The organism is Pseudonocardia sp. CA-142604 (genome assembly GCF_050948475.1).
GTDB lineage: Bacteria > Actinomycetota > Actinomycetes > Mycobacteriales > Pseudonocardiaceae > Pseudonocardia > Pseudonocardia alaniniphila.
The window spans coordinates 1094635-1116246 of the sequence record NZ_CP192045.1 but is presented as its reverse complement, the minus strand read 5'-3'; the positions used below and the strand labels follow the sequence as shown (position 1 = coordinate 1116246).

General features: G+C 71.4%; 23 protein-coding genes. 7 read left to right on the top strand and 16 right to left on the bottom strand.

The annotated features are described in order from the left end of the window. Positions 1 to 26: 26 nt before the first annotated feature. Together ACQPZQ_RS05385 and ACQPZQ_RS05380 are read right to left on the bottom strand one after the other, a co-directional pair. Positions 27 to 989, bottom strand: a complete 963-nt coding sequence (locus tag ACQPZQ_RS05385) for an HpcH/HpaI aldolase/citrate lyase family protein (protein WP_433299035.1) — start codon at positions 987 to 989, stop codon at positions 27 to 29. A 170-nt stretch (positions 990 to 1159) separates the two neighbouring features. Next, positions 1160 to 2032 carry a PhzF family phenazine biosynthesis protein gene (locus ACQPZQ_RS05380; protein ID WP_433292622.1) on the bottom strand — a complete coding sequence of 291 codons (873 nt, stop codon included), beginning with the start codon at positions 2030 to 2032 and terminating at the stop codon, positions 1160 to 1162. 268 nt (positions 2033 to 2300) lie between these two features. Here ACQPZQ_RS05380 and ACQPZQ_RS05375 point away from each other — a divergent pair, with 268 nt between their 5' ends. Together ACQPZQ_RS05375 and ACQPZQ_RS05370 are read left to right on the top strand one after the other, a co-directional pair. Next, complete coding sequence (locus ACQPZQ_RS05375; protein WP_433292620.1) at positions 2301 to 3593, top strand: magnesium transporter MgtE N-terminal domain-containing protein; 1293 nt, start codon at positions 2301 to 2303, stop codon at positions 3591 to 3593. Next, complete coding sequence (locus tag ACQPZQ_RS05370) at positions 3586 to 4173, top strand: DUF1003 domain-containing protein (protein ID WP_433292618.1); 588 nt, start codon at positions 3586 to 3588, stop codon at positions 4171 to 4173. The genes ACQPZQ_RS05375 and ACQPZQ_RS05370 overlap by 8 nt, the downstream gene beginning before the upstream one ends. Here ACQPZQ_RS05370 and ACQPZQ_RS05365 read toward each other — a convergent pair. Beyond that, positions 4151 to 4639, bottom strand: coding sequence for a MarR family winged helix-turn-helix transcriptional regulator (locus ACQPZQ_RS05365; protein WP_344721757.1), 489 nt, complete (start codon positions 4637 to 4639; stop codon positions 4151 to 4153). The two genes, ACQPZQ_RS05370 and ACQPZQ_RS05365, sit on opposite strands and share 23 nt — an antisense overlap. Positions 4640 to 4749: 110 nt before the next feature. Here ACQPZQ_RS05365 and ACQPZQ_RS05360 point away from each other — a divergent pair, with 110 nt between their 5' ends. Beyond that, positions 4750 to 5898 carry an Mrp/NBP35 family ATP-binding protein gene (locus tag ACQPZQ_RS05360; RefSeq protein WP_433292616.1) on the top strand — a complete coding sequence of 383 codons (1149 nt, stop codon included), beginning with the start codon at positions 4750 to 4752 and terminating at the stop codon, positions 5896 to 5898. A 6-nt stretch (positions 5899 to 5904) separates the two neighbouring features. Here the strand turns inward: ACQPZQ_RS05360 and ACQPZQ_RS05355 are convergent, their stop codons facing one another. The 8 genes from ACQPZQ_RS05355 to ACQPZQ_RS05320 all read right to left on the bottom strand — a co-directional run bounded on the left by ACQPZQ_RS05355 (position 5905) and on the right by ACQPZQ_RS05320 (position 12899). Continuing rightward, entirely contained in the window at positions 5905 to 7227 is a 1323-nt protein-coding gene (locus ACQPZQ_RS05355) for an MFS transporter (protein ID WP_433292614.1), read from the bottom strand. A gap of 71 nt (positions 7228 to 7298) precedes the next feature. Beyond that, positions 7299 to 8351, bottom strand: a complete 1053-nt coding sequence (locus tag ACQPZQ_RS05350) for an MBL fold metallo-hydrolase (protein WP_433292612.1) — start codon at positions 8349 to 8351, stop codon at positions 7299 to 7301. A 10-nt stretch (positions 8352 to 8361) separates the two neighbouring features. Then, entirely contained in the window at positions 8362 to 9615 is a 1254-nt protein-coding gene (locus ACQPZQ_RS05345; RefSeq protein ID WP_433292610.1) for an aspartate aminotransferase family protein, read from the bottom strand. A gap of 74 nt (positions 9616 to 9689) precedes the next feature. After that, positions 9690 to 10067, bottom strand: a complete 378-nt coding sequence (locus tag ACQPZQ_RS05340; RefSeq protein WP_433292608.1) for a cupin domain-containing protein — start codon at positions 10065 to 10067, stop codon at positions 9690 to 9692. Between the two features lie 43 nt (positions 10068 to 10110). Beyond that, positions 10111 to 10839, bottom strand: coding sequence for a GntR family transcriptional regulator (locus ACQPZQ_RS05335; RefSeq protein WP_241038844.1), 729 nt, complete (start codon positions 10837 to 10839; stop codon positions 10111 to 10113). A 12-nt stretch (positions 10840 to 10851) separates the two neighbouring features. After that, entirely contained in the window at positions 10852 to 11622 is a 771-nt protein-coding gene (locus ACQPZQ_RS05330; RefSeq protein ID WP_433292606.1) for a maleate cis-trans isomerase family protein, read from the bottom strand. Continuing rightward, positions 11619 to 12386 carry a maleate cis-trans isomerase family protein gene (locus ACQPZQ_RS05325; RefSeq protein WP_433292604.1) on the bottom strand — a complete coding sequence of 256 codons (768 nt, stop codon included), beginning with the start codon at positions 12384 to 12386 and terminating at the stop codon, positions 11619 to 11621. The genes ACQPZQ_RS05330 and ACQPZQ_RS05325 overlap by 4 nt, the downstream gene beginning before the upstream one ends. A 6-nt stretch (positions 12387 to 12392) precedes the next feature. Continuing rightward, complete coding sequence (locus ACQPZQ_RS05320; RefSeq protein WP_433292602.1) at positions 12393 to 12899, bottom strand: DUF3830 family protein; 507 nt, start codon at positions 12897 to 12899, stop codon at positions 12393 to 12395. A 105-nt stretch (positions 12900 to 13004) separates the two neighbouring features. On the opposite strand from ACQPZQ_RS05320, the gene ACQPZQ_RS05315 reads away from it, so the two are divergent. From ACQPZQ_RS05315 to ACQPZQ_RS05305, 3 genes are read left to right on the top strand one after another with little or no spacing between them, the layout of a single operon-like run. After that, positions 13005 to 13964 (top strand): D-2-hydroxyacid dehydrogenase, encoded by a 960-nt coding sequence (locus tag ACQPZQ_RS05315; protein WP_433292600.1) that lies wholly within the window; start codon positions 13005 to 13007, stop codon positions 13962 to 13964. Further along, a complete protein-coding gene (locus ACQPZQ_RS05310) occupies positions 13964 to 15403 on the top strand; it encodes an amidase (RefSeq protein ID WP_433292598.1) in 1440 nt (479 codons plus the stop codon). Before ACQPZQ_RS05315 ends, ACQPZQ_RS05310 begins: the two co-directional genes overlap by 1 nt. 58 nt (positions 15404 to 15461) lie before the next feature. Next, positions 15462 to 15905, top strand: a complete 444-nt coding sequence (locus ACQPZQ_RS05305; RefSeq protein WP_433292596.1) for a nuclear transport factor 2 family protein — start codon at positions 15462 to 15464, stop codon at positions 15903 to 15905. 53 nt (positions 15906 to 15958) lie between these two features. Here ACQPZQ_RS05305 and tatB read toward each other — a convergent pair whose 3' ends face one another. From tatB to sigE, 4 genes are all read right to left on the bottom strand, one after another. Continuing rightward, the gene (gene tatB / locus ACQPZQ_RS05300; protein ID WP_433292594.1) at positions 15959 to 16366 is read right to left on the bottom strand and encodes a Sec-independent protein translocase protein TatB; all 408 of its coding nucleotides are present in this window, start codon (positions 16364 to 16366) and stop codon (positions 15959 to 15961) included. A gap of 66 nt (positions 16367 to 16432) precedes the next feature. Then, a complete protein-coding gene (locus tag ACQPZQ_RS05295; protein WP_433292592.1) occupies positions 16433 to 17953 on the bottom strand; it encodes a S1C family serine protease in 1521 nt (506 codons plus the stop codon). 103 nt (positions 17954 to 18056) lie between these two features. Beyond that, positions 18057 to 18794 (bottom strand): anti-sigma factor family protein, encoded by a 738-nt coding sequence (locus tag ACQPZQ_RS05290; protein ID WP_433292590.1) that lies wholly within the window; start codon positions 18792 to 18794, stop codon positions 18057 to 18059. Further along, a complete protein-coding gene (gene sigE, locus ACQPZQ_RS05285) occupies positions 18791 to 19423 on the bottom strand; it encodes an RNA polymerase sigma factor SigE (protein WP_433292588.1) in 633 nt (210 codons plus the stop codon). Before sigE ends, ACQPZQ_RS05290 begins: the two co-directional genes overlap by 4 nt. Before the next feature lie 241 nt (positions 19424 to 19664). Between sigE and ACQPZQ_RS05280 the strand changes: the two genes are divergently transcribed. After that, a complete protein-coding gene (locus tag ACQPZQ_RS05280) occupies positions 19665 to 20324 on the top strand; it encodes an O-methyltransferase (RefSeq protein WP_433292586.1) in 660 nt (219 codons plus the stop codon). Positions 20325 to 20329: 5 nt separating this feature from the next. Here the strand turns inward: ACQPZQ_RS05280 and glgC are convergent, their stop codons facing one another. Beyond that, the gene (glgC, locus tag ACQPZQ_RS05275; protein WP_433292584.1) at positions 20330 to 21580 is read right to left on the bottom strand and encodes a glucose-1-phosphate adenylyltransferase; all 1251 of its coding nucleotides are present in this window, start codon (positions 21578 to 21580) and stop codon (positions 20330 to 20332) included. Positions 21581 to 21612 lie beyond the last annotated feature (32 nt).

Below are 21612 nucleotides of genomic sequence, written 5' to 3'. Positions count from 1 at the left end.
AGTCCGGATGAGGACGCCCGGCCTGGTCAGGACTCCGGTGGGGTCCAGCGGTCGGTGCGCTGCATGCCGGCGGCGCGGCCCTTGCCGGAGATGACGAGCGCCATCTTGCGGGACGCCTCGTCGATCATCTCGTCGCCGATCATCGCGGCCCCCCGCTTCCCGCCCGCCTCCGAGGTGTACCAGTCGTAGGCGTCGAGGATGTTCTCGGCGTGGTCGTAGTCCTCCTGCCGTGGGCTGAAGGTCTCGTTGGCCGCGTCGATCTGGCCGGGGTGCAGCACCCACTTGCCGTCGAACCCGAGCGCGGCGGACCGCCCGGCCACCCTGCGGAACCCGTCGACGTCCTTGATCTGCAGGTACGGGCCGTCGATCGCCTGCTTGTCGTGCGCCCTGGCCGCCATGAGGATGCTCATGAGGATGTGGTGATAGGCGTCGCCCACGTCGTAACCGGGGGGCTGCTCCCCCACCACCAGCGATTTCATGTTGATCGACGCCATGAAGTCGGCCGGGCCGAAGATGATCGTCTCCACCCGCGGCGACGCCGTGGCGATCGCGTTGACGTTGGTGAGGCCCAGCGCGTTCTCGATCTGCGCCTCGATACCGATCCGCCCGACCTCGTAGCCCATGGTCTTCTCGATCTGCGTGATCAGCATGTCGAGCGCCACGATCTGCTCGGGCGTCTGCACCTTCGGCAGCATGACGGCGTCGAGGTTGGCGCCCGCCCCCTCGACGACCTCCGTGACGTCCCGGTAGGTCCATTCGGTGGTCCAGTCGTTCACCCGGACCACGCGCAGCCGCTCGTCCCACCCGCCCTCGTTGAGGGCCGCGACGATGGTCTTGCGGGCCTCCGGCTTGGCCAGCGGAGCACACGCGTCCTCCAGGTCGAGGAACACCTGGTCGGCGGGCAGTGTGCGGGCCTTGTCGATGAACTTCTGGCTGGAGCCGGGCACGGCGAGGCAGGACCGGCGGGCCCGTATCCCCGTGCCGGCCACACCCTCGCCGGACCGAGCCGGGGTGGCTGCTGCGTTCGCGGGGTCGTTCACGGGCGACTCCTTGTCGACGTCGGCATCGAGACGGCCGGGTTCCGACGATGCTGGCACGTCCCCGCCGGATGTGCGGGGTGGGGTGATCCGGTTCTCACCGGTCGGGTGGCTGATCCCCGTCAGGGGAGGGCGAGCAGCTCACCACGGGCGACGGCCACCACTCCGCCGCGCACCGACGTCGCCTGCGTGACGCCCCCGATCGCCTGCACGAGGACCGCCAGGTGCGACGGGCGTCCGATCTCCGCGCCCTGCGCCACGAGGAAGCCGGACTGCCCGTCGGCCGGAAGCACCCCGCGGTCGACGAGGAACACACCGAGCGCCACGGCCGCCGAACCCGTGGCGGGGTCCTCGGTGACGCCGGCTTCGGGGGCGAACATCCGCATGTGGGCCTGCCAGGCCGTGCGGTCGTAGGACACGACCGCGACGCCCACGAGGTCCGGCGCGAGCTCGCGCAGGGCCGCGGGGTTCGGCACGCCGGCACGCGCTACGGCGTCCGCGCGCACGGGAAGAACGGCGTAGGGCACGCCTGCCGCGGCCACGCCGGCCGGGACGCCGGGCTCGACGTCTTCGGCGCGCAGCCCGACCGCGACCGCGAGCGCCGCACCGTCCAGCGCCGGCCCGACGACGGGGGCGCCGCCGCTCACCTGCGCGCCGTGCGTGTCCACGTGCACCGGCAGCAGCCCGGCCCCGCACTCCTGCACGACGTCACCGGTGCTGATGAGGCCCTTCTGCGCGAGCAGCCATGCCGCGCCCACGCTGGGGTGACCTGCGAAGGGCAACTCCTTCGCGGGCGTGAAGATGCGCAGCCGATAGTCGGCCTCAGCGGTGGTCGGCGGGAGCGGGAACGCGGTCTCCGAGAGGCCGAACTCCGCGGCGATCGCCTGCATCTGAACGGACGAGAGGTCGACGCCGCCGTGCACCACCGCGAGGGGATTGCCGGCGAACGCGGCATCGGTGAAGACGTCGAGCACGTCGTACCGCATGGGGATCATGTGTGCAGTCTGGCCGACGCCCGGCCGGCGTCGGCGGAAAGCCCGGTGGGCCGAATACAGCGCGGGCGACGCCCGTCGGCGAAGAGATCGGCAATCAAAGCCCGCCGAAATGTGATGGCGGCAGGCCCTATGCCCGTCTGCCAATCGCGATATTCGAGCCCGCCGCGCCAGGTCCGGCGATGCGTGACCGAGCGCTCGACCAGTGTCGAGGAGCACCAGGAGCACGTCGTACCGAAACGGGACCCGGAATCCGCCTTAGTCTTTCCCTGTGGGAACCGAACGCATCTTCGTCGCACGCCTGAGCGGGCTGGCCGTTTTCGGGCCCGACGGCGAGCGCATCGGCAAGGTGCGTGACCTCGTGGCCACGTTGCGCGTCGACGCCAGTCCGCCGCGCGTGCTCGGCGTTGTGGTGGAAATGGCCACCAGGCGGCGGATCTTCGTGCCGATGCTGCGGGTCACGACCATCGACCCCGGCGCCGTCACACTCGCCACGGGTTCGGTCAGCCTGCGGCGCTTCGCCCAGCGCCCGAACGAGACGCTGCTGGTCGGCCAGCTGATCGACGCCCCGGTCAAGCTGGCCGAGAGCGGTGAGGAAGCCGTTGTCGTCGACGCCGCGATCGAGCCCAACCGCAGGCGTGACTGGGTGGTCGGGCGGCTCGCGGTGCGCGCGCGGCGCCACGGGTTCGCCCGTCGCGGACCGGTCCAGGTCGTGGCATGGAGCGCCGTCACCGGTCTGTCGCTCTCGGACCGGCAGGGCACGGCCGGGCTCCTGGCCGTTTTCGAGACGATGCGTCCCGCCGACGTCGCTACCGCTCTCTCCGAGCTGCCCGAGAAGCGCCAGCACGAGGTGATCGACGGCCTCGACGACGAACGGCTCGCCGACGTGTTCGAGGAGATGTCCGAGCACGAGCAGCGCAAACTGCTCGGACACCTCGACTCCGAGCGCGCCGCCGACGTGCTCGAGGCGATGTCACCCGACGACGCCGCCGACCTGCTGCACGAGCTGCCCGACGCCGACGCCGACGCGCTGCTGGCACTGATGGAGCCCGACGAGTCGGCCCCCGTGCGCAGGCTGATGAGGTACTCGTCCGACACCGCGGGTGGTCTCATGACCCCGGAACCGATCATCCTGCGCCCGGACGCCACGGTGGCCGAGGCGCTGGCCCGGATCCGCAACCCGGACATTCCGCCCGCACTGGCGAGCATGGTGTTCGTCTGCCGCTCCCCCTCCCAGACCCCGACAGGGCGCTACCTGGGATGCGTGCACGCCCAGCGCCTCCTGCGGGAGGCTCCGTCCGAGCTCGTGGCCGGGGTGGTGGACGCCGAGCTGGCACGGCTCACCCCGGACGCGACACTCGGCGAGATCACCCGCTACTTCGCCGCGTACAACCTGGTAGCGGGGCCCGTGGTCGACAGCGAGGACCACCTGCTCGGGGCCGTCACCGTCGACGACGTGCTCGACCACCTGCTCCCGCCCGACTGGCGCGACCGGCTGAACGACCCCGACGTCGCGTCGGACCGGGAGCCCGACGACGCTGAATCCGAGGTGGCGGATGCCTGAGATCATCACGTCGCGCAGGCTCGACCAGCCGCGCATCAGCCGAACCCGGTTCGAGGTCGACCCGGACTGGTTCCCCCGGCTGTCGGAACGCGTCGCCCGGTTCCTCGGCACCGGCCGCTTCCTCGCGATCCAGAGCGTGATCGTGCTCGTGTGGATCACGCTGAACCTCACCGCGTTCGTCTGGCACTGGGACCCTTATCCGTTCATCCTGCTCAACCTGGCCTTCTCCACGCAGGCGGCCTACGCGGCGCCGCTGATCCTGCTGGCGCAGAACCGGCAGGACGACCGTGACCGCGTGTCACTCGAGGAGGACCGAGCTCGCGCGGCACAGACGAAGGCGGATACCGAATACCTCGCGCGAGAGCTCGCCGCCCTGCGGATCGCGCTGGGCGAGGTGGCCACCAGGGACTACCTGCGCAGCGAGCTGGACAGGCTCGCCGAGAGGATCAACGGGAAGACCCACCCGGACAAGCCTGCGCCCGAGAAGGCTCGCCCCGGCAGGACGAGCACGGATCGGTCCCGGCGTGGCCCGGACACCGACGGGGCCGCGGCCACGGTCACTCGGCCAGCCGACGACTGATCCGTTCCAGCGCGCCGAGCTCCTCACCGTCCAGTTTCTCGACGAAGTACCGCACGATCCCGTAGAGATGGGTGCGCGACGCCGTGCGCAGGCGGAGCAGGCCCGCCTGGGTGAGCTCGGCAGCGACGCCGCGCCCGTCGCTCTCCACCGGACACCGCGCGACCAGGCCGGACTTCTCCAGCCTGTCCACCAGCCGCGTCACGCCGGAGCGCGACAGGAGCACGGCGTCGGCGAGCTCCGTCATCCGCAGCCGCCGGTCGGGAGCCTCGGCGAGCTGGACCAGCACGTCGTACGCTGCCAGCGAGAGCTTCTGCTCCGCCACCAGCTCGGTCTCCAGAGCGCGGGTGATCGTGGCGTGTGCCCGAAGGAACGTGCGCCACGAGTCGAGCTGCTCGCGGGTGGGCGAATGTCGTCCCGTCCGCGCAGGGGTTTCGGCGGGCGGCGCGTGGGCGGCGGTGTCCGTCACGGCGGACGATGCTACGGACGTCGCACCGCAAGAGCACAGACGTAACATGGAAACGGTCGTGACAAGGTCACGGGCAAGCAAAGTCGCAGGAAGGTGCAGCGGAACCTCTGATGTCCACCACCGGCAACACCACCACCACCGAGCAGGCCGTGCATGCGGCGCTCGCCACCGTCGACGACCCGGAGATCCACCGCCCGATCACCGAGCTCGGCATGGTGAAAAGCGTCGTGGTGCTCGCCGACGGTCGTGCGCAGATCGGGGTGTACCTCACGGTCGCGGGCTGTCCGATGCGCGACACCATCACCAAGCGCGTCACCGCAGCGGTGTCCGCCGTCGAGGGCATCACCGGTGTCGACGTCGAGCTCGACGTGATGAGCGACGAGCAGCGCACCCAGCTGCGCCGCAGCCTGCGTGGCGACTCCGCCGAGCCGGTCATCCCGTTCGCGCAGCCCGGCTCGCTCACCCGCGTCTACTGCGTGGCCTCCGGCAAGGGCGGCGTCGGCAAGTCGTCCGTCACCGTCAACCTGGCGGCTGCGATGGCGGCCAAGGGCCTCTCCGTGGGTGTGGTCGACGCCGACATCTACGGGCACTCGGTGCCCCGGATGCTCGGCACGTCCGCGCGGCCCACCAAGGTCGAGAACATGATCATGCCGCCGCAGTCCCACGGCGTGAAGGTCATCTCGATCGGCATGTTCACCCCCGGCAACGACGCGGTGGTGTGGCGCGGCCCGATGCTGCACCGCGCGCTGCAGCAGTTCCTCGCCGACGTGTTCTGGGGCGACCTCGACGTCCTGCTGCTCGACCTGCCCCCCGGCACGGGTGACATCGCGATCTCCACGGCCCAGCTCGTGCCGAGCGCGGAGCTGCTCGTGGTCACCACACCGCAGATGGCTGCGGCCGAGGTGGCCGAGCGGGCCGGGTCGATCGCCCTGCAGACCCGCCAGCGGCTCGCCGGCGTCGTCGAGAACATGTCGTGGATGGAGCTCCCCGACGGCACCCGCATGGAGGTCTTCGGTGCCGGCGGCGGCCAGACGGTGGCCGACTCCCTCACCCGCACCCTGGGCGCCCCGGTGCCGCTGCTCGGTCAGGTGCCCTTGGAGACGCGCCTGCGCGAATGCGGCGACTCCGGCACCCCGCTCGTGCTGGCCGAGCCGGAGTCACCCGCGGCCGTCGCTCTGCGCGGGGTGGCCGACAGGCTCACCACGCGTGCGCGCGGGCTCGCGGGGATGAGCCTGAACATCAGCCCGGTCCGGAAGTAGCAGCCCTCAGGCCGGGGCAGATGCCGGCACCGTGCCGTCCAGCACCTCGTCCTTCGTCTCGGGAAGGACGAGGACGCACAGCACGCTGAGCAGGCCCAGCGCCGCCAGGTAGATCCCGACACCGATGCCGCCGAACGCCGCGGTCAGCGGCGGCGCCACGATCAGCGGAATGGCGCCGCCGACGATCCCCGCGAGGTTGTAGCCCATCCCGGCCCCGGTGTAGCGGTACCGGGCGGCGAAGATCTCCGGCAGGTAGGCGGCGGCGGGCCCGTAGGGGATGCCGACCACCACCATCAGCAGCACCATCCCGATCACGAAGGACACGGCATTGCCGGGCTGCATGATCGCGAAGGCGAGCGGCCCGGCCACCACGGCCAGCACGTTGCCGACGAGGATCACGCGCCGCCTGCCGTGCCGGTCGGACCACAACGCCGAGAGCACACACGTCCCGGCGAACACGAGAGCACCGATCAGGGCGCCGACGAGCACCGTGGGCCGGGAGAGCCCGAGCACACCGTGACCGGGGGCGGAGCTTGCGTAGCTCATGAGATACACCGAGCCGATGTAGAAGAACGCGAAGATCATCGTGAGCGTGCCGCCGGTCAGCAGGACCTCGCGCCACTGGTGACGCAGTGCCGTCACGAACGGCAGGCGCACCTGCTCGTTGCGTGACTCGACCCGGCGGAACACCGGCGTCTCGTCGACCTTCAGCCGGATGTAGAGCCCGACGGCGACGAGCAGGATGCTGATCAGGAACGGAAGCCGCCAGCCCCACTCGCGGAACGCCTCCGGGCTCAGGGTGAGCGTGGTGACGAGGAACGTCATCGACGAAAGCGCCAGCGCGATACCCGGCCCCAGCTGCGGGAACATGCTGTAGAGCCCGCGCTTGTGCGCCGGTGCGTACTCCGTGGTGAGCAACGCGGCACCCGCCCACTCGCCGCCCACGGCGAGACCCTGCAGGGCACGCAGCACCACGAGGACGACCGGCGCGAGCACCCCGATCATCTCGGCGGAGGGCAGCAGGCCGATGGCGAACGTCGACAGCCCCATCAGCAGCAGGGTGGCGACCAGGGTGCGCTTGCGCCCGAGCCGGTCACCGAAGTGGCCGAAGAGGATGGAGCCGACCGGCCGGAAGAAGAACGCGACCCCGAACGTCGCGAACGCAGCCACCGTGCCGGCTGCCGTGCCGAGCGCCGGGAAGAACACCGGCGCGAACACCAGGGCGGCCGCGGTGCCGTAGATGAAGAAGTCGTAGAACTCGATCGTCGTGCCGGCGAACGAGGCGGTCGCGACCCGGTGCATCGGCACCGCGGTGTCCTTGCTGGTCATCGGGCACCTCCGGGAGTGGAAGCGCCACCGTAACCGAGCACGTGTGATCTACACCACAGCAGCGGAAGTGCTCACGCCGCGAGGCGGTACGTACTTCCACTGCTGCTCGGCAGCCAGGCGTCGGGCAGCGCCGCGGCCAATGCGTGCTGCGCCCGCCAACCCGTGCAGTGACCCGGCGCCACCATCGCCGGGGCCAGTTCGGTGAGCGCGGCGACCGTCGGCGGGATCACCGGCTCGAAGAACGGGCCGCTCAGGTGCAGGCCGCCGAGCAGCGCGTGCAGGCGGTCCACCCCGGTGAGCCGTTGCGCGTGCCGCACGATGTTGATCGCGCCGGCGTGCCCGCAGCCCGTGAGCACCACGAGCCCGCGATCGCGGACGTTCACCACCAGAGCCTGGTCGTCCGGCACGAGGGCGTCGTGCTCCCAGCCGGAACCCGTCCACGCCTGGTGGGGCGGCGGCATCCCGCGCTCGTACTCCGTGGTGCGGTCGACCTCCCCGGTGATCAGCACGCAGTCGTCGACCAGCAGCGACGGCTCCCGGCGCTCGACCACCTCGAAACCCTCACCCTGCAGAGCGCGCCTGCTCAGCGTCGGCATCTCGAAGATGTGGTTGTTCGGCAGGGACAGCCGCCTGCGCGTCCAGGCGCCGGGGTGCAGCACCATCGGCAGTGCCCGCGCCCCACGCCGCCCGGCGAGCCCGACCAGGCCTCCGGCGTGGTCGAAGTGGCCGTGGCTGAGCACCACACCGTGCACGTCGGACAGGTCGATGTCCATCCGCGACGCATTGGTGACCATGCCGTCGACGCTCAGCCCGGTGTCGAACAGCAGGGTGGTGGTGCTCGTGCCACGGCGCACCGTGACGAGCGCGGCGAACCCGTGCTCGGCACGCAGACCCGGGTCGGTGCGGCTGCCCTCGAACTGTGCGGCGGGCTCCCAGGCGAGACCAGGGCTCACCCGGGAGACCCGCTCGTCGCTGCCCAGCAGTGCGTCGAACACGTTGTCGACGAGCGTCGTGATCCGCACCTCGTCCACCGGCTGCAGCGCGATCGGATCGACTGCGGCTCCCTCGGCGAGCCGTGGAGCGGCAGCGAGCGCTTCCGCCGGACCACCATGTTCGTCGCACATGCAGGAAACGCTACGTGGCGGCGCGCAGCGCCTCAGCCCACATCCCGATCGCGTCGTCGACCTGCTCGGTGGTGACGATCAACGGTGGGATCATCCGCACAACGTTCGCGTACGGCCCACACGTCAGCAGAAGTAGCCCGACCTCGGCGGCCGCGGCGTGGGCACGGGTGGCGGCGGCGGTGTCGGGCGAGCCGTCCGGCGTGCAGAACTCGTTGCCCACCATGAGACCCAGCCCCCGGACGTCGGCGACCCCTGTGTGGTCGGCAGCCACCTTGCGTGCGCCCTCCAGCAGGCGCACCCCCTGCTCGGCGGCGTTGGCGACGAGCCCCTCCTCCTCGATCACGTCGATGGTGGCGAGCGCGGCGGCGCAGGCCACCGCGTTGCCGCCGTACGTGCCGCCTTGCGAGCCCGGCCACGCCTTGCTCATGAGCTCGGTGGAGGCCGCGATCCCGGAGAGCGGGAAGCCGCTGGCGAGGCCCTTCGCCGTGATCAAGATGTCGGGACGGACGCCCGGCGTGTGCTCGTGGCCCCAGAACCGGCCGGTCCGGCCGAAGCCGGTCTGCACCTCGTCGGCGATCAGCAGGATCCCGCGCGCGTCGGCGCGTTCCCGCAGGCCGGCGAGGAAGGCGGGTGGGGTGGGCACGTAGCCGCCCTCCCCGAGCACCGGCTCGATCAGGAAGGCCGCGACGTCGGCAGCGGGAGCCGCGGTGACGAGGAGCCGGTCGAGCTCACGCAGACAGAACGCAACGGTCTCCTCCTCGTTCCAGCCGTAGCGGAAGGCGTAGGGGAACGGGGCGAACTCGACGCCGCCCATCATGGGCCCGATGCCGGCCCGGATCTTCGCTCCTGACGTCGTGAGCGCGGCCGCGCCCATCGTGCGCCCGTGGAAGCCGCCCTCGAAGGCGACGATCAGCGGCCTGCCGGTGGCCTGGCGGGCCAGCCGCACCGACGCCTCGACCGCCTCACTGCCCGAGTTCGCGAAGAACAGGCTGTCCAGCCCCGCCGGCAGCACGTCTCCCAGGCGCTCTGCGAGCCGCAGCAGCGGCTGGTGCATGACGGTGGTGTATTGGCCGTGGATGAGGGTGGCCACCTGCTCCTGAGCCGCCGCGACCACACGGGGATGGCAGTGGCCCGTGCTGGTGACGCCGATGCCGGCCGTGAAGTCCAGGTAGCGCCGCCCCTCTGTGTCGATCAGATGGACGCCCTCACCTCGGGCTGCCAGCACCGGTGTGGCCTGCGTCAGAGCCGGGGACAGCTGAGCCATGCGCCCTCCTCAAGGATTGTCAATTGTCGACAATCGAGGAGCATAGTCCCCCCAGCCGGAATCCGGGAGCGCTGCTACAGCCACTCCGTGATGAAGTGATCGTTCGCGTGGATGTTGGTCATCACCAACCGCGCGGTGCCGATGTTGGTGAACTTGTGCGGGGTCATCGGCGGGACGACGACGACCTGGCCGGAACGGACGACCAGCACCCGGCCGGCCACGGTGAACTCCGCTTCGCCACCGTGCACCACGAACGTCTCGTCGTAGGGGTGCTGGTGCAGTGCAGGCCCGGCCCCTGGTTGGTCGGTGCTGACGAGGATGACGGAGACGGTGCCGCCGTGGTCGCGGCCCTCGAACTGGCCGGTCATGGCCCCGTCCACGAGAAAGGTCATCGGCTCTGCGGGAGTGGGGAGGGCGTCGGAGATGCTCATGCCCGAGTTGACCACGGCCACCTGCGGAAGTCATCGACCGCCGGGCGCCCCGCGCTGGTGCGGGTCAGGCGGGAACCGCGGGCGGCGGCGTGGCCGTGGCGATCGACGGCGGTTTGGCCGGGGTGAGCGACGGCGCCGCGGCGCGCGGCGCGAGGATGCGCTCCACCGCGTCGGCCATGTGTTCCTCCAGCACCACGGCCAGTCGCTCGGCGTCGCCGTCGCGCACGGCATCGCGCAGCTCGCGGTGCTCGGCCAGCAGAGCGTCCGCCGGTGGCGCGGTGTCCTGCAGCGCGGCCAGGCACATCCTGGTCTCGACGAGCAGTGCGTCCGCCATCCTCAGCAGCCGCGGGCTGCCGGACGCCGCGACGAACTCGGCATGGAACGCGTGGTCGGCGTCCGCCAGCGCGACGGGGTCGTCCGCCACCTCCTCCATCGCGTCGAGGGCCGCGGTCAGGCGGTCGGCGGCGGCGGCGCGGTCACCGGCCATCACGAGCAGGCCCGCGGCACGCTCGACGGCGGTGCGGGCCGTGTAGACGTCGCGCACGTCCGCCTCGTCGAGGTCACGCACGAAGAGCCCGCGGTGCCGTTCGCTGCGCAGCAGCCCCTCGGCGACCAGTCGCTGCATGGCCTCTCGCAGCGGACCCCGGCTCACTCCCAGCCGCGTGGCGAGCTCGACCTCTCCCAGCTGGGCGCCTTGCGGCAGGGTGCCTCGCATGATCGCTTCGCGGATCCGGTCGGCGACGATCGCCGCAGTGGAGCGGCGCTCCACCGGCTCCAGATCACTCAGGTCCACCCGGTCCTCCCATCACGCCCGGCTGGTCGAACCGGTGGCGGTGTGGGCGAACAGGCTACCCAGCCCGGCGCGCGAGGTGTCGGCACCCGCGAGCCGCAGACCCTGCCAGATGCTCACCTGGTTGGCCGTGAGCACCGGTTTGCCGACGCGGTCGTCGAGCGCGTCGAGCTGCGCGATCGTGTGCAGCGCGGTGTCGGGCAGCAGCACGGCCTCCGCGTCGGCATGGTCGGCGGCAGCCGCGAACTCCAGCACGGCGGCGGGCGGGAGCGTGCCGACCTCTGCCGCTGTGACGATCCCGCGCGTCGACAGCGAGAGCACGTCGATGCCGGCTCCGGCGAGGAACACCACGAACCGCTCCGCGACCTCGTCGGGGTAGGTGGCGCCGATGGCGACCCTGGTGACGCCGAGGCGCGCGCAGGCGTCGACGAAGGCGAACGAGGTGCTCGACGCCGGCACCCCCGCCACCGCCTCCAGCGCAGCGACCTGCGCGGCTGCACCTTCACGACCGAACACGAAGCTCCCGCTGGTGCAGGCCCACATCACCGAGTCGAGCGGGCCTGCCCCGCTCTGCTGCAGCGCCCTGACCCCCGCGGCGAGGACGTCGTCCGCGCCGATGCCCAGCAGCGCGTCGACGCGGTGGGCGTCCTCGCGCATCTCGGTGTGGACGAGCGGCAGCCGCACCGGCGGCGTACCCAGCAGCGTCTCCGCGCACGGGTAGTCGTCCTCGGCCGAGTAGCCGGGGTAGAGGATGCCGACAGTCACTGCCGGTGCAGGTGAGGTCATGCCGCTCCCGGTTCCAGGTGGGGTACCCCGGCACGCAGCAGACGTCCACCGCCGATCGCTTCCCGGCCCATCGACCGCAGCGCAGCCCACATGGTGACCTGGTTGGCAGTGAGCACCGGCTTGTCGAGGGCCAGCTCGAGCGGCTCGATGAGGTCGTAGCTGGGCAGGTTGGTGCAGCTGATGAACAGTCCCTCGGCGTCGTCGGCATCGACGGAGCGCACGATCTCGACGATCTCGGCGTAGCTGACCCGCCAGATGTTGCCGAGCAGTCCCAGCCCCTCGCAGGACACCGTCTGCACGCCGTGCTCGGCGAGGTAGTTCACGAGCCGGCGCGTGACCGGCTCGACGTACGGCGTGGCGATCGCGAGTCGCGTGATTCCGAGGACCTTGAGCGCGTCGATCAGCGCCCCGGACGTGGTGCAGGCCGTGGGCGCTCCAGCGCCCACCATCGTGCGGCGAAGCACCTCCTCGCCCGCGGCGCCCTCGACGAAGCTCCCCGACGTACAGGCATAGGCGACGACAGCCGGTTCGGGGGTGAGGACGTCACGCGTGGCACGGCGCAGTGCGCGCCGGTCGCCACACGCCACCGCCATCTCGACGGTGACCGGCGTGGTGAAGAACGGGAGCCTCGTGAGGTAGAGCGAGACGTCCTCGGGGACCCATCGCCACAGTTCGCGGTCGAGCGCGAAGTCGAAGGGTGCGACCACGCCGATGCCGTGCTGATGAGCAGGCTCGGCGAGCCCCACCGACAGCTCGGTGGGCATGGCTGCCTACCGGATGTCCGGATCGAAACGTTCGTACGTCAGCCGTTCGCCGGCACTGCCCGAGCGCCACACGTCGTGGCACGCCTCGGCCATCGGGGCGAGGTCCTCGACGATCGTGGCGAAGACGTTGCCGGGGACCCAGCCGACGTCGCCGTTGATCAGGAGGTTGTTGCGGCCGTAGAAGATCGCGAGGTCGATGGCGCCGTCCTCGGCGTCGATTCCCTGGTCGGCCTTGAACGCGGCGTCGAGCATCCCGCCCGCGAAGTCGAACAGGCAGACGTCGCCCGGGATCGGAGTGACCGTGGGGTTCTCGCGGCCGATGTGCGCGAAGCGAGGCACCATCGTGTAGACCTCGTTGCGTGCGTACTTGGCGTGCTGGGCCTCGCCGCCGAGCGGCCCGTCGGCCAGCGCGTCCCAGACCGCGGCGCAGGTGCGCGGAGCATCCTTCTCGAGCAGCTCGGCCACACACGAGACGCCGCGGCGAGCCAGAGTGATGCGGAGGAACTTCGGCATGAGCGACTCCATCCGACGGGTCCCGCAACACCGCGGATTGTTGACAATAATACGAGAGCTTCCTAGCGTGTCAACAGTCGGCCTCCGACTGGGAAGGTATCCGTTTTGCCCGTTTCCCCAGGTCAGCGGTCGCACCCGACGATCACGGTACTGCACGCGGAGGATCGCCCGCCCGGCATCGAAGGCGACGAGGTTCGCTTCGCCACCGACAAGACCCTGAGCGACGCCCTTCCCGGCACCGAGGTGCTGCTCGTCTGGGACTTCACCTCCGACGCGGTACGTCACGCGTGGCCAGCGGCGGACACCCTGCGCTGGGTGCACACCGCCAGCGCCGGCGTCGACCGGCTGATCTTCCCCGAGCTGCTCGACTCCGCGGTGACGCTCACCAACTCCCGCGGCGTCTTCGACGTGCCCATGGCGGAGTACGTGCTCGGACTCGTGCTCGCGATGGCCAAGGACCTGCCCACCACCTTCGCCGCCCAGCAGCGGCGCGAGTGGCGCCACCGCGACAGCGAGCGCGTGGCAGGCACCTGCGCGGTCGTGGTGGGCGGCGGACCGATCGGACGCGCGATCGCCCGGATGGTCACGGCCGTCGGCATGCGGGTGGAGCTGGTCGGCCGCAGCGCGTCCGAGGGGGTGCACGAGGCGGGTGCGCTCCCCGGCCTGCTGCCCCGCGCCGACTGGCTCGTGCTAGCGGCGCCGCTCACGGAAGCCACCCGCGGCATGCTCGACGCGGCCGCACTCGCCGCGCTGCGCCCGTCGGCACGCGTGATCAACGTCGGGCGTGGCGGGCTCGTCGTCGAATCCGATCTGGTGGACGCGCTGCGCGGCGGGCACATCGCCGGCGCCGCCCTCGACGTCTTCGCGAGCGAGCCGCTCCCGCCGGACAGTCCGCTGTGGGATCTCCCCGGCGTGATCGTCTCGCCGCACATGTCCGGCGACGTGCTCGGGTGGCGCGAGGAGCTCATGGAGGTGTTCGCCGAGAACCTCGCCCGCTACCGCGCCGGAGAACCGCTGCGCAACGTCGTCGACAAGACCCTGGGCTACGTGACCGGAGGAACCTGATGAGTGGAGCGACCGCTGGCGCCGTCGGCGGTGGGGCGATCGGTGATCGGTCGCGCTCGGCCGCCGACCTCACCGCCACCGAGCTGCTGGCCGCCTACCGGGCGGGCGAGCTGTCCCCGGTGGAGGCGACCAGGGCTGTCCTCGACCGTGTGGCGGAGCGGGACGGCGAGGTCAACGCCTTCTGCCTGATCGACGAGGACGCGGCGCTCGCGAGTGCCGCCCGGTCCGAGGAGCGGTGGGCACGGGGCGAGCCCGTCGGCTTGCTGGACGGCGTACCGGTCTCGATCAAGGACGTGCTGCTCACCGACGGCTGGCCGACGCTGCGTGGTTCCCGCACCATCGACCGGAACGGACCGTGGAACGTCGATGCGCCATCGGTGGCCCGGGTGCGCGACCACAACGGCGTGGTGTTCGGCAAGACCACCACACCGGAGCTGGGCTGGAAGGGCGTCACCGACTGCTCGCTCACCGGGGTGACGCGCAACCCGTGGAACCCGGCCCGCACCGCGGGCGGCTCCTCCGGCGGCAGCGCCGCCGCGATCCAGCTCGGGATGGGGCCGCTCAGCCTGGGCACCGACGGCGGCGGCTCGGTGCGGATCCCGGCCGGGTTCTGCGGCATCACCGGGCACAAGCCCACCTACGGCAGGGTGCCGGCCTACCCCGCGAGCCCGTACGGCACGCTCGCCCACATCGGGCCGATGGCACGCACGGCTGCCGACGCGGCACTGCTGCTCGACGTCATTTCGGGCGTCGACACACGGGACCCCTGGGCACTCGCGCCAACGGACTCGGCGGTCGCCGCGCTGAACACACCCGTCGCCGGGCTGCGGGTGGCGGCCAGCCGCACGCTCGGGTACGTCGACGTGCACCCCGAGGTCGCGGCAGCCTTCACGGCCGCGGTCGAGGTGTTCCGTGCCATGGGAGCCGAGGTCGAAGTGGCCGACCCGGGATTCGGCGACCCGGTGGAGGCCTTCGAGCTGCTCTGGTTCGTCGGCGCCGCGAAGTCCATGGCCCACCTGGGGCCGGCCGAGCGGGCGACGATGGACCCCGGGCTGGTCGAGAGCGCCGAGCGGATGGCCGGTGCCACGGCCCTGGAGTACGTCGAGGCGATGGCCGTGCGCAACGATCTCGGCACGCTGATGGGCGAGTTCCACTCGCGCTACGACCTGCTGCTCACCCCGACGCTGCCGATCCCGGCCTTCGAGGCGGGCGTGGAGGTCCCGTCGGGGTGGCCGCGCAAGCGCTGGACGTCGTGGACGCCGTTCACCTACCCGTTCAACATGACCCAGCAGCCCGCGGCGAGCGTGCCGTGCGGATTCACCTCGGACGGCCTGCCCGTCGGACTGCAGATCGTGGGACCGCGCCACGCCGACAACGCGGTGCTGGCGGCCGCCCACGCCTTCCAACAGGCAGCCGGGCCGGGCCGCTCCGACGGCTGACCGCCGCGACGTCCGATTACCGCCGGATCCGTCCGGCGCGAGCAGCCACGCTGGCGCCATGAGTGCCACGGCGACCAGCGAGGCGATGACCGTGTTGACGGGGATGTACGCGGCCGAAGCGGAGTATCTCGCCGCACGCGGAGCAGGCGCGGCGAGCTTCGAGCCGCTCGCACCGTTCTTCGCCCCGGACGTCGTCCTGCATCAGGCCGAGGCGCTCCCGTACGGCGGCACCTGGCGCGGCCACGAGGGCATCGAGCGGTTCTTCGTCGCGATGAGCAGGACGTGGGAGGTGTTCGAGATGCTCCAGCAGGACTACCTGGCAGTGGGCGTACCGATCGTCGTGCTCACGCAGGTCAAGGCCCGAGCCCGCGCCACCGGCCGCGAGCTCCGATTCCCGATCCTGCAGACCATCGCCGTGAGAGCCGGCCGCATCACCGAGATCCGCCCGTTCTACTGGGACACCGCTGCGATCGCCGACGCCGTCGCTCCGGACGTGAGATGACGCTCGGCTCACGGGCCGATTGCGGTGATCTCCCCGGCTCGATCAACGGGTGTTCAGGTGGCGTCCGGGTCGATCGGGGGCCGCTCGTTCTTCGACAGCGTGGGACGCGACGGAGGCGCGGCCGGATGAGGCTGCGGGCTGCCGTTGCTCGCCGGCAGGCCCGGCGCGGGCGCGAATCCATTGGGCTTGGGATCCGGGTCGTCCAACAACGCGCGCCGCATCGCGTTGCGGGGATGGAGATCCCTCAGCCCACGCAGTTCCTCGAGCGGTTTGCGCAGCTCGTCGAACTCCGGACCGAGCTCGCCACGGAGCTGATCACGCGCCCCGTTCGCGAACTCCCTGACCTGCCGAACCGAGCGGCCCACCCAGGCCGCGGCGGACGGAAGCCGCTCGGGACCGAGGATGAACAGCCCGGCCACGACCAACACGAGGATCTCGCCCCAGCCGACGCTGTCGAACACGAGACCATCGTACGGGCGCTATACGTCCGGTGGGCGAACACGATGTGAGCAGCACGCCCGTTGCGATCAGTCGGAGGAGAGAACCACCGACACGGTCAGCGGCCTGCCCTCCCTGATCAGCTCGACCGGCACCGTGTCGCCCGGGTTGTGCTCCCGCACCGCGACGACGAGCTCGTCCGCGCCGGCGATCGGCCGGTTCCCCACCTTGACGATCACGTCGCCCTCGACGATGCCCGCGGCGGCGGCCGCCCCACCCTGCTGCACGTTCTGCACCTGGGCGCCGTCGGTGGTGCCGTCGGTGACCGACCGGGCGTTGATCCCGATGTCGGCGTGGGTGACCGTTCCCGTGCGGATCAGCTCGTCGGCGATCACGCGGGCGTCGTCGATGGGGATGGCGAAGCCCAGGCCGATCGACCCGCCCTCGCCCATCCCGACACTCCGGATCGCTGTGTTGATGCCGACGACGGCGCCGGTGGAGTCGACGAGCGGACCACCCGAGTTGCCAGGGTTGATGGCGGCGTCGGTCTGGATCGCGTCGATGACCGCGTTGGCGTCGGCTCCGCTGCCGTCGAGCCGGACGGGGCGGTTGAGCGCGCTCACGATGCCGTCCGTGACGGTGCCGACGAGTCCGAACGGCGAGCCGATGGCGATCACCCCGTCGCCGACGACCAGCCCTGCCGACGAACCGATCGTGGCGACCACAGGGTTCGCGACATCCACCTTCACGACGGCGAGGTCGGTCTTCGGGTCCCGCCCGACGATCCGCGCGGGGCTGCGCGTGCCGTCGTGGAAGATCGCCTCGATCTGCGCGCCGTTCGCGTCGGCGGCGGGGGCGACCACGTGGTTGTTCGTGAGCACGTAACCCGCCGGGTCGATCACGACGCCGGAGCCCGTGCCGCCCTCCTGGCCGACACGAATCTCGATCGACACGACGGCCGGCACGGTGCGGGCCGCGATGTCGGCCACCGAGCCGGGCGGACGTTCCTTCGCCTGGAGGGTCTGCGTGATCGTCGGGTCGGGATCGGTGAGGCCGCTGGCGCCGTCGGCCGTCAACCGGCCCACGAACCCGCCCGCCGCACCGATCAGCACCGCGACGATGGCGAGGCCCGCCAGTGCCCGTGGATCCACCCGCTTGCCGAACAACAGCTCCCGCAGGCTGAGCCGCGGACCCTCACCGGCGGGCGCGGGAATCGGCGCCTGCTCCGATGCGGCGGGCGGACCGAGCGCTGCGGAGCTCTCCGGGTCGCGCCACGGGTCGCGGTCGGCGCCGTCGGCCCAGAAGGCATCGTCCGGTCCCGAACCGTTCCCGCCCGCGCCCGGCGGCCGCTGCAACGCGGGCGTGTCCGGTGCCGGCCGGCCGAAGGCGCTGGCCAGAGCGGCGGGCGGAGGTGTGGCGAGAGGGGGGGACGAGCCGTTCGACGACTCGGACCGCGGGGCCGCGAAACCGCCGTCGACGCCGTCCGGGCGCCCGAACACCGCAGCTGCACCGGGATCGACGGGGACGCGTTCCAACGGGCGTGGGCCGAGCCGGGGGGGCTCGTCGCCCGCGCGATCATTCGAACGCGTCACCGGGCTGCGTTCGTCCATCGCGCTGCAGGCTCCTGAGGTGTGCCGACCGTACCGCTCACCACCCTGCCCCAGCGGCGGTGAAGTCCGCGTAGCCAGGACGGGTCACATCGCCGAGTACCGGTCAGGGCAGGCCGTGGAAGGAACGGGGAAGCACGTCGAGCCGGTTGCGGAGATAGTCGTTGTCGGTCTCCGACGTCTTCTCGGGACCCAATGGGACAGCGCGCTCCAGCCGCATCTGAGCGTCGAGAACTCCGGCGCCCTCCGTGTCGACGACGCTCGCGGTGCCACCGCTGAGCACTGTGCCGCCGAAGGCGCCGCTCGCGGGGGGTGTCGCCGGGCCGCTGGACGCGGAGGGCAGGCCGTAGGCGAGCGCACCTAGGGCGAGACCGGAGACCGCCACGCCCGTGCCGACGCGGATGCGGCGTTGGACCGGGGAGCGTCCGGCGGACCTGCGATGGACGCTGTGTGCGGTGGCCGTGCCCTGGGCAGGGCCAGCGTCGGCCGCCAGTTGCGAGGGGTCGGGCACAGGGCGGAGCACGGAGACGAACTGGCCGTCGGAGGTGACGGCGAGCCCGGGTGGCGCAGGCGGGAGCGTGGCGCTCTCCGGGATCGAGCGCAGGGTACGCAGCAACGCGGACGGCAGCATGGGCCCGCCTGCGGTACGCAACGCCGAGCGGATCTGCATCTGGGCGATGACCTGGGCCTCGCACTCTGCGCACCGGGCGATGTGCTGGGCCGCCCGCGCGTGAGCACCGTGGGAGAGCTCGTCGTCCACATAGGCGACGATGGCGTCCGACGACAGATGATCCTGCCCCCAGTTCGGGGGCGTCACCGTGATGCGCCAGCGCCCTTCACTCACCCGTGAACCTCCTCCAGCACTCCTGCGTTGGAGTCCCCCGCGACAGCGGAACCGTCACGCACCCCGAGCGCACGGTGGCGTTCCAAGGCGCTGCGGAGAGCGGCCCGTCCACGGTGGATCCTGCTTCTCACCGTACCCAGCTTTACGCCCAAGGTGGCACCGATCTCCTCGTACGACAGCCCCTCGACGTCACACAGGACGACGGCGGCGCGGAACTCGGGCGGCAGCTCGTCGAGCGCGGCCTGCAGTACCGGGTCGAGGTGGGTCTCGGAGAAGACCTGCTCCGGCTCCGGGCCCCGGCCGGGCAACCGGTCGGAGTCCTCGGGCAGTGCCTCCATGCGGATGCGCGAGCGACGCCGCACCATGTCCAGGAACAGGTTGGTGGTGATGCGGTGCAGCCAGCCCTCGAACGTGCCGGGCTTGTAGGCCGCGAGCGACCGGAACACCCGGACGAACGTCTCCTGGGTGAGGTCCTCGGCATCGTGCGGGTTGCCGGTGAGCCGGTAGGCGAGGCGGTAGACCCGATCCGCGTGCTCCCGGACGACGTCATCCCAGCTGGGCGGGGTCCAGTCGACACCTTCACCAGGCAGCACCGTACCGCTCATCAGCGTGGCGGAGCCGTCGGTCATCGTGGGTCAACCTCCTGCGGCGGGTGTGCCTCCGACCAACGAAGCGCCGGACGTGTGCATTCCCCGGCCCCCCTATCGGTCGACGACCCCGACCGATGCAACCTACCGTGCCTGATGGCCTTGAAGAGGGTGTGAGAGTCGACTGAGAGAAACCTGTGAAACTTCAGGCGACCCGGAGGCCGACACACCCGACGGTCGGGCCCACACTGCGGGAAAGAGCCAGCACAGTAGCCTCTTGACCATGACCGGCCGCCCGGACAGCGCTCCCGACCCGTGGGCGTTGCGCGAGCACGTCGAGGGGTACCTCACAGAGGACGACGTACTCGTCGCCACGCGGGCCTCTGCGGCACGCCGCGGGGGCGCCCCCGTTGGGCCCGGGGCGGGCGCCGGGCTGCGCTTCCTCGCTGCCAGCACCGCCGCGCGAGCGGTCGTCGAGATCGGCACGGGGGTCGGCGTCAGCGGGCTGTGGCTGCTGCGCGGAATGGCCCCCGACGGTGTCCTCACCTCGATCGACATCGATCCGGAGTGCCAACGTGCCGCCCGGCAGGCGTTCACCGCCGCCGGGTACGGGCCGTCCCGGCTCCGGCTGATCAACGGGCTCGGCCTGGAGGTGCTGCCCCGGCTCACCGACGGCGCGTACGACCTGGTGTTCGTCGACGCCGGCACCGCCGACCAGCCGCGCTACCTCGACGAGGCCGTCCGCTTGCTCCGCGGCGGTGGCATCGTCGCGCTCCACGGCGTGCTCACCGCGGGCGTGCTCGAGCCCGACGCCACCGACGCTGCCACAGTGGCGCTGCGCGAGGTGGCCCGCCAGGTCCGCGACGACGACCGCCTGGTGCCGGTGCTGCTCCCCCTCGGCGCAGGCCTGCTGGCGGCGGTGAAGGCCACACCGCACGCCTGAGCGGGTCAGAGCGCGGTGGCGCCCTTGCCCAGCACGACGACCCCGCCCTGGCTGACGGTGTACCGGGCCCTGTCCAGGCCGAGGTCCACGCCCACGAGCGCCCCGTCGGGGATCACGACGTTCTTGTCGAGGATCGCTCCCCGCACCACGGCTCCGCGCCCGACCCGCACCCCTGGCAGCACCACCGAGTCGGACACCTCGGCGCCGGCGTCGATGCGCACGCCGGGACTGATCACCGAGCGCCGGACGATGGCGCCGGAGATGATCGTGCCCGCCCCGACGATCGAGTCCTGAGCGATGCCGCCCTCCACGAACTTGGCGGGCGGCAGGGGCGCCATCGCCGTGCGGATGGGCCAGCGGTCGTTGTAGAGGTTGAAGATCGGGTGCACCGAGACGAGGTCGGTGTGCGCCTCGTAGTACGCGTCGACGGTGCCGACGTCACGCCAGTAGCCGGAGTCGCGGTCGGTAGCACCCGGCACCACGTTGTCGGCGAAGTCGTAGACCGCGGCGTCACCCTGGCCCACCAGCCTCGGGATGATGTCGCCGCCCATGTCGTGGTCGGAGTCGCCGTCCTCGGCGTCGGCCCGGAGGGCGTCGAGCAGCACCTCCGTGGTGAAGATGTAGTTGCCCATCGAGGCGAACGTGACGTCCGGGTCGTCCGGTACCGACGGCGGGTCGGACGGCTTCTCCAGGAAGTCGGTGATGCGGCCGCCGGGGTCGGACTTGATCACGCCGAACGCCTTGGCCTCGGCGCGCGGCACCCGGATGCCCGCGACCGTGACCCCCGCACCGCTCTCGATGTGGCGGGCGAGCATCTGGCCCGGATCCATCCGGTAGACGTGGTCGGCGCCGAAGACCGCGATGTAGTCGGGACGCTCGTCGTAGACGAGGTTGAGGCTCTGGAAGATGGCGTCGGCGCTGCCGGTGTACCAGCGGCGGCCGAGTCGCTGCTGCGCCGGCACGGTGGTGATGTACTGCCCGAGCACGCTGGACAGGCGCCACGTCGTGGAGATGTGGCGGTCCAGCGAGTGCGACTTGTACTGCGTGAGCACGCAGATGCGGTGCATGCCCGCGTTCACCAGGTTCGAGAGCACGAAGTCGATCAGCCGGTAGTGGCCCCCGAACGGGACGGCGGGCTTGGCGCGGTCGGCGGTGAGTGGCCAGAGCCGCTTCCCCTCGCCACCGGCGAGCACGATCCCGAGCACATTGGCGGCCATCGCGCGCGGCGAGGCGAGTGACAGGCGGGCGGCGGTCATTTCGGCGCTCCGTGGGAGGGCACAGGGCCCTG

What these genes read in the sequence shown, in the direction of transcription:
- ACQPZQ_RS05380 (WP_433292622.1), bottom strand. Translation starts at nt 2,032, where the DNA reads ATGATCCCCATGCGGTACGACGTGCTCGACGTCTTCACCGATGCCGCG.
- ACQPZQ_RS05370 (WP_433292618.1), top strand. Translation starts at nt 3,586, where the DNA reads ATGCCTGAGATCATCACGTCGCGCAGGCTCGACCAGCCGCGCATCAGC.
- ACQPZQ_RS05360 (WP_433292616.1), top strand. Translation starts at nt 4,750, where the DNA reads ATGTCCACCACCGGCAACACCACCACCACCGAGCAGGCCGTGCATGCG.
- ACQPZQ_RS05355 (WP_433292614.1), bottom strand. Translation starts at nt 7,227, where the DNA reads ATGACCAGCAAGGACACCGCGGTGCCGATGCACCGGGTCGCGACCGCC.
- ACQPZQ_RS05350 (WP_433292612.1), bottom strand. Translation starts at nt 8,351, where the DNA reads ATGTGCGACGAACATGGTGGTCCGGCGGAAGCGCTCGCTGCCGCTCCA.
- ACQPZQ_RS05345 (WP_433292610.1), bottom strand. Translation starts at nt 9,615, where the DNA reads ATGGCTCAGCTGTCCCCGGCTCTGACGCAGGCCACACCGGTGCTGGCA.
- ACQPZQ_RS05330 (WP_433292606.1), bottom strand. Translation starts at nt 11,622, where the DNA reads ATGACCTCACCTGCACCGGCAGTGACTGTCGGCATCCTCTACCCCGGC.
- ACQPZQ_RS05325 (WP_433292604.1), bottom strand. Translation starts at nt 12,386, where the DNA reads ATGCCCACCGAGCTGTCGGTGGGGCTCGCCGAGCCTGCTCATCAGCAC.
- ACQPZQ_RS05320 (WP_433292602.1), bottom strand. Translation starts at nt 12,899, where the DNA reads ATGCCGAAGTTCCTCCGCATCACTCTGGCTCGCCGCGGCGTCTCGTGT.
- ACQPZQ_RS05310 (WP_433292598.1), top strand. Translation starts at nt 13,964, where the DNA reads ATGAGTGGAGCGACCGCTGGCGCCGTCGGCGGTGGGGCGATCGGTGAT.
- ACQPZQ_RS05305 (WP_433292596.1), top strand. Translation starts at nt 15,462, where the DNA reads ATGAGTGCCACGGCGACCAGCGAGGCGATGACCGTGTTGACGGGGATG.
- ACQPZQ_RS05295 (WP_433292592.1), bottom strand. Translation starts at nt 17,953, where the DNA reads ATGGACGAACGCAGCCCGGTGACGCGTTCGAATGATCGCGCGGGCGAC.
- sigE (WP_433292588.1), bottom strand. Translation starts at nt 19,423, where the DNA reads ATGACCGACGGCTCCGCCACGCTGATGAGCGGTACGGTGCTGCCTGGT.
- ACQPZQ_RS05280 (WP_433292586.1), top strand. Translation starts at nt 19,665, where the DNA reads ATGACCGGCCGCCCGGACAGCGCTCCCGACCCGTGGGCGTTGCGCGAG.
- glgC (WP_433292584.1), bottom strand. Translation starts at nt 21,580, where the DNA reads ATGACCGCCGCCCGCCTGTCACTCGCCTCGCCGCGCGCGATGGCCGCC.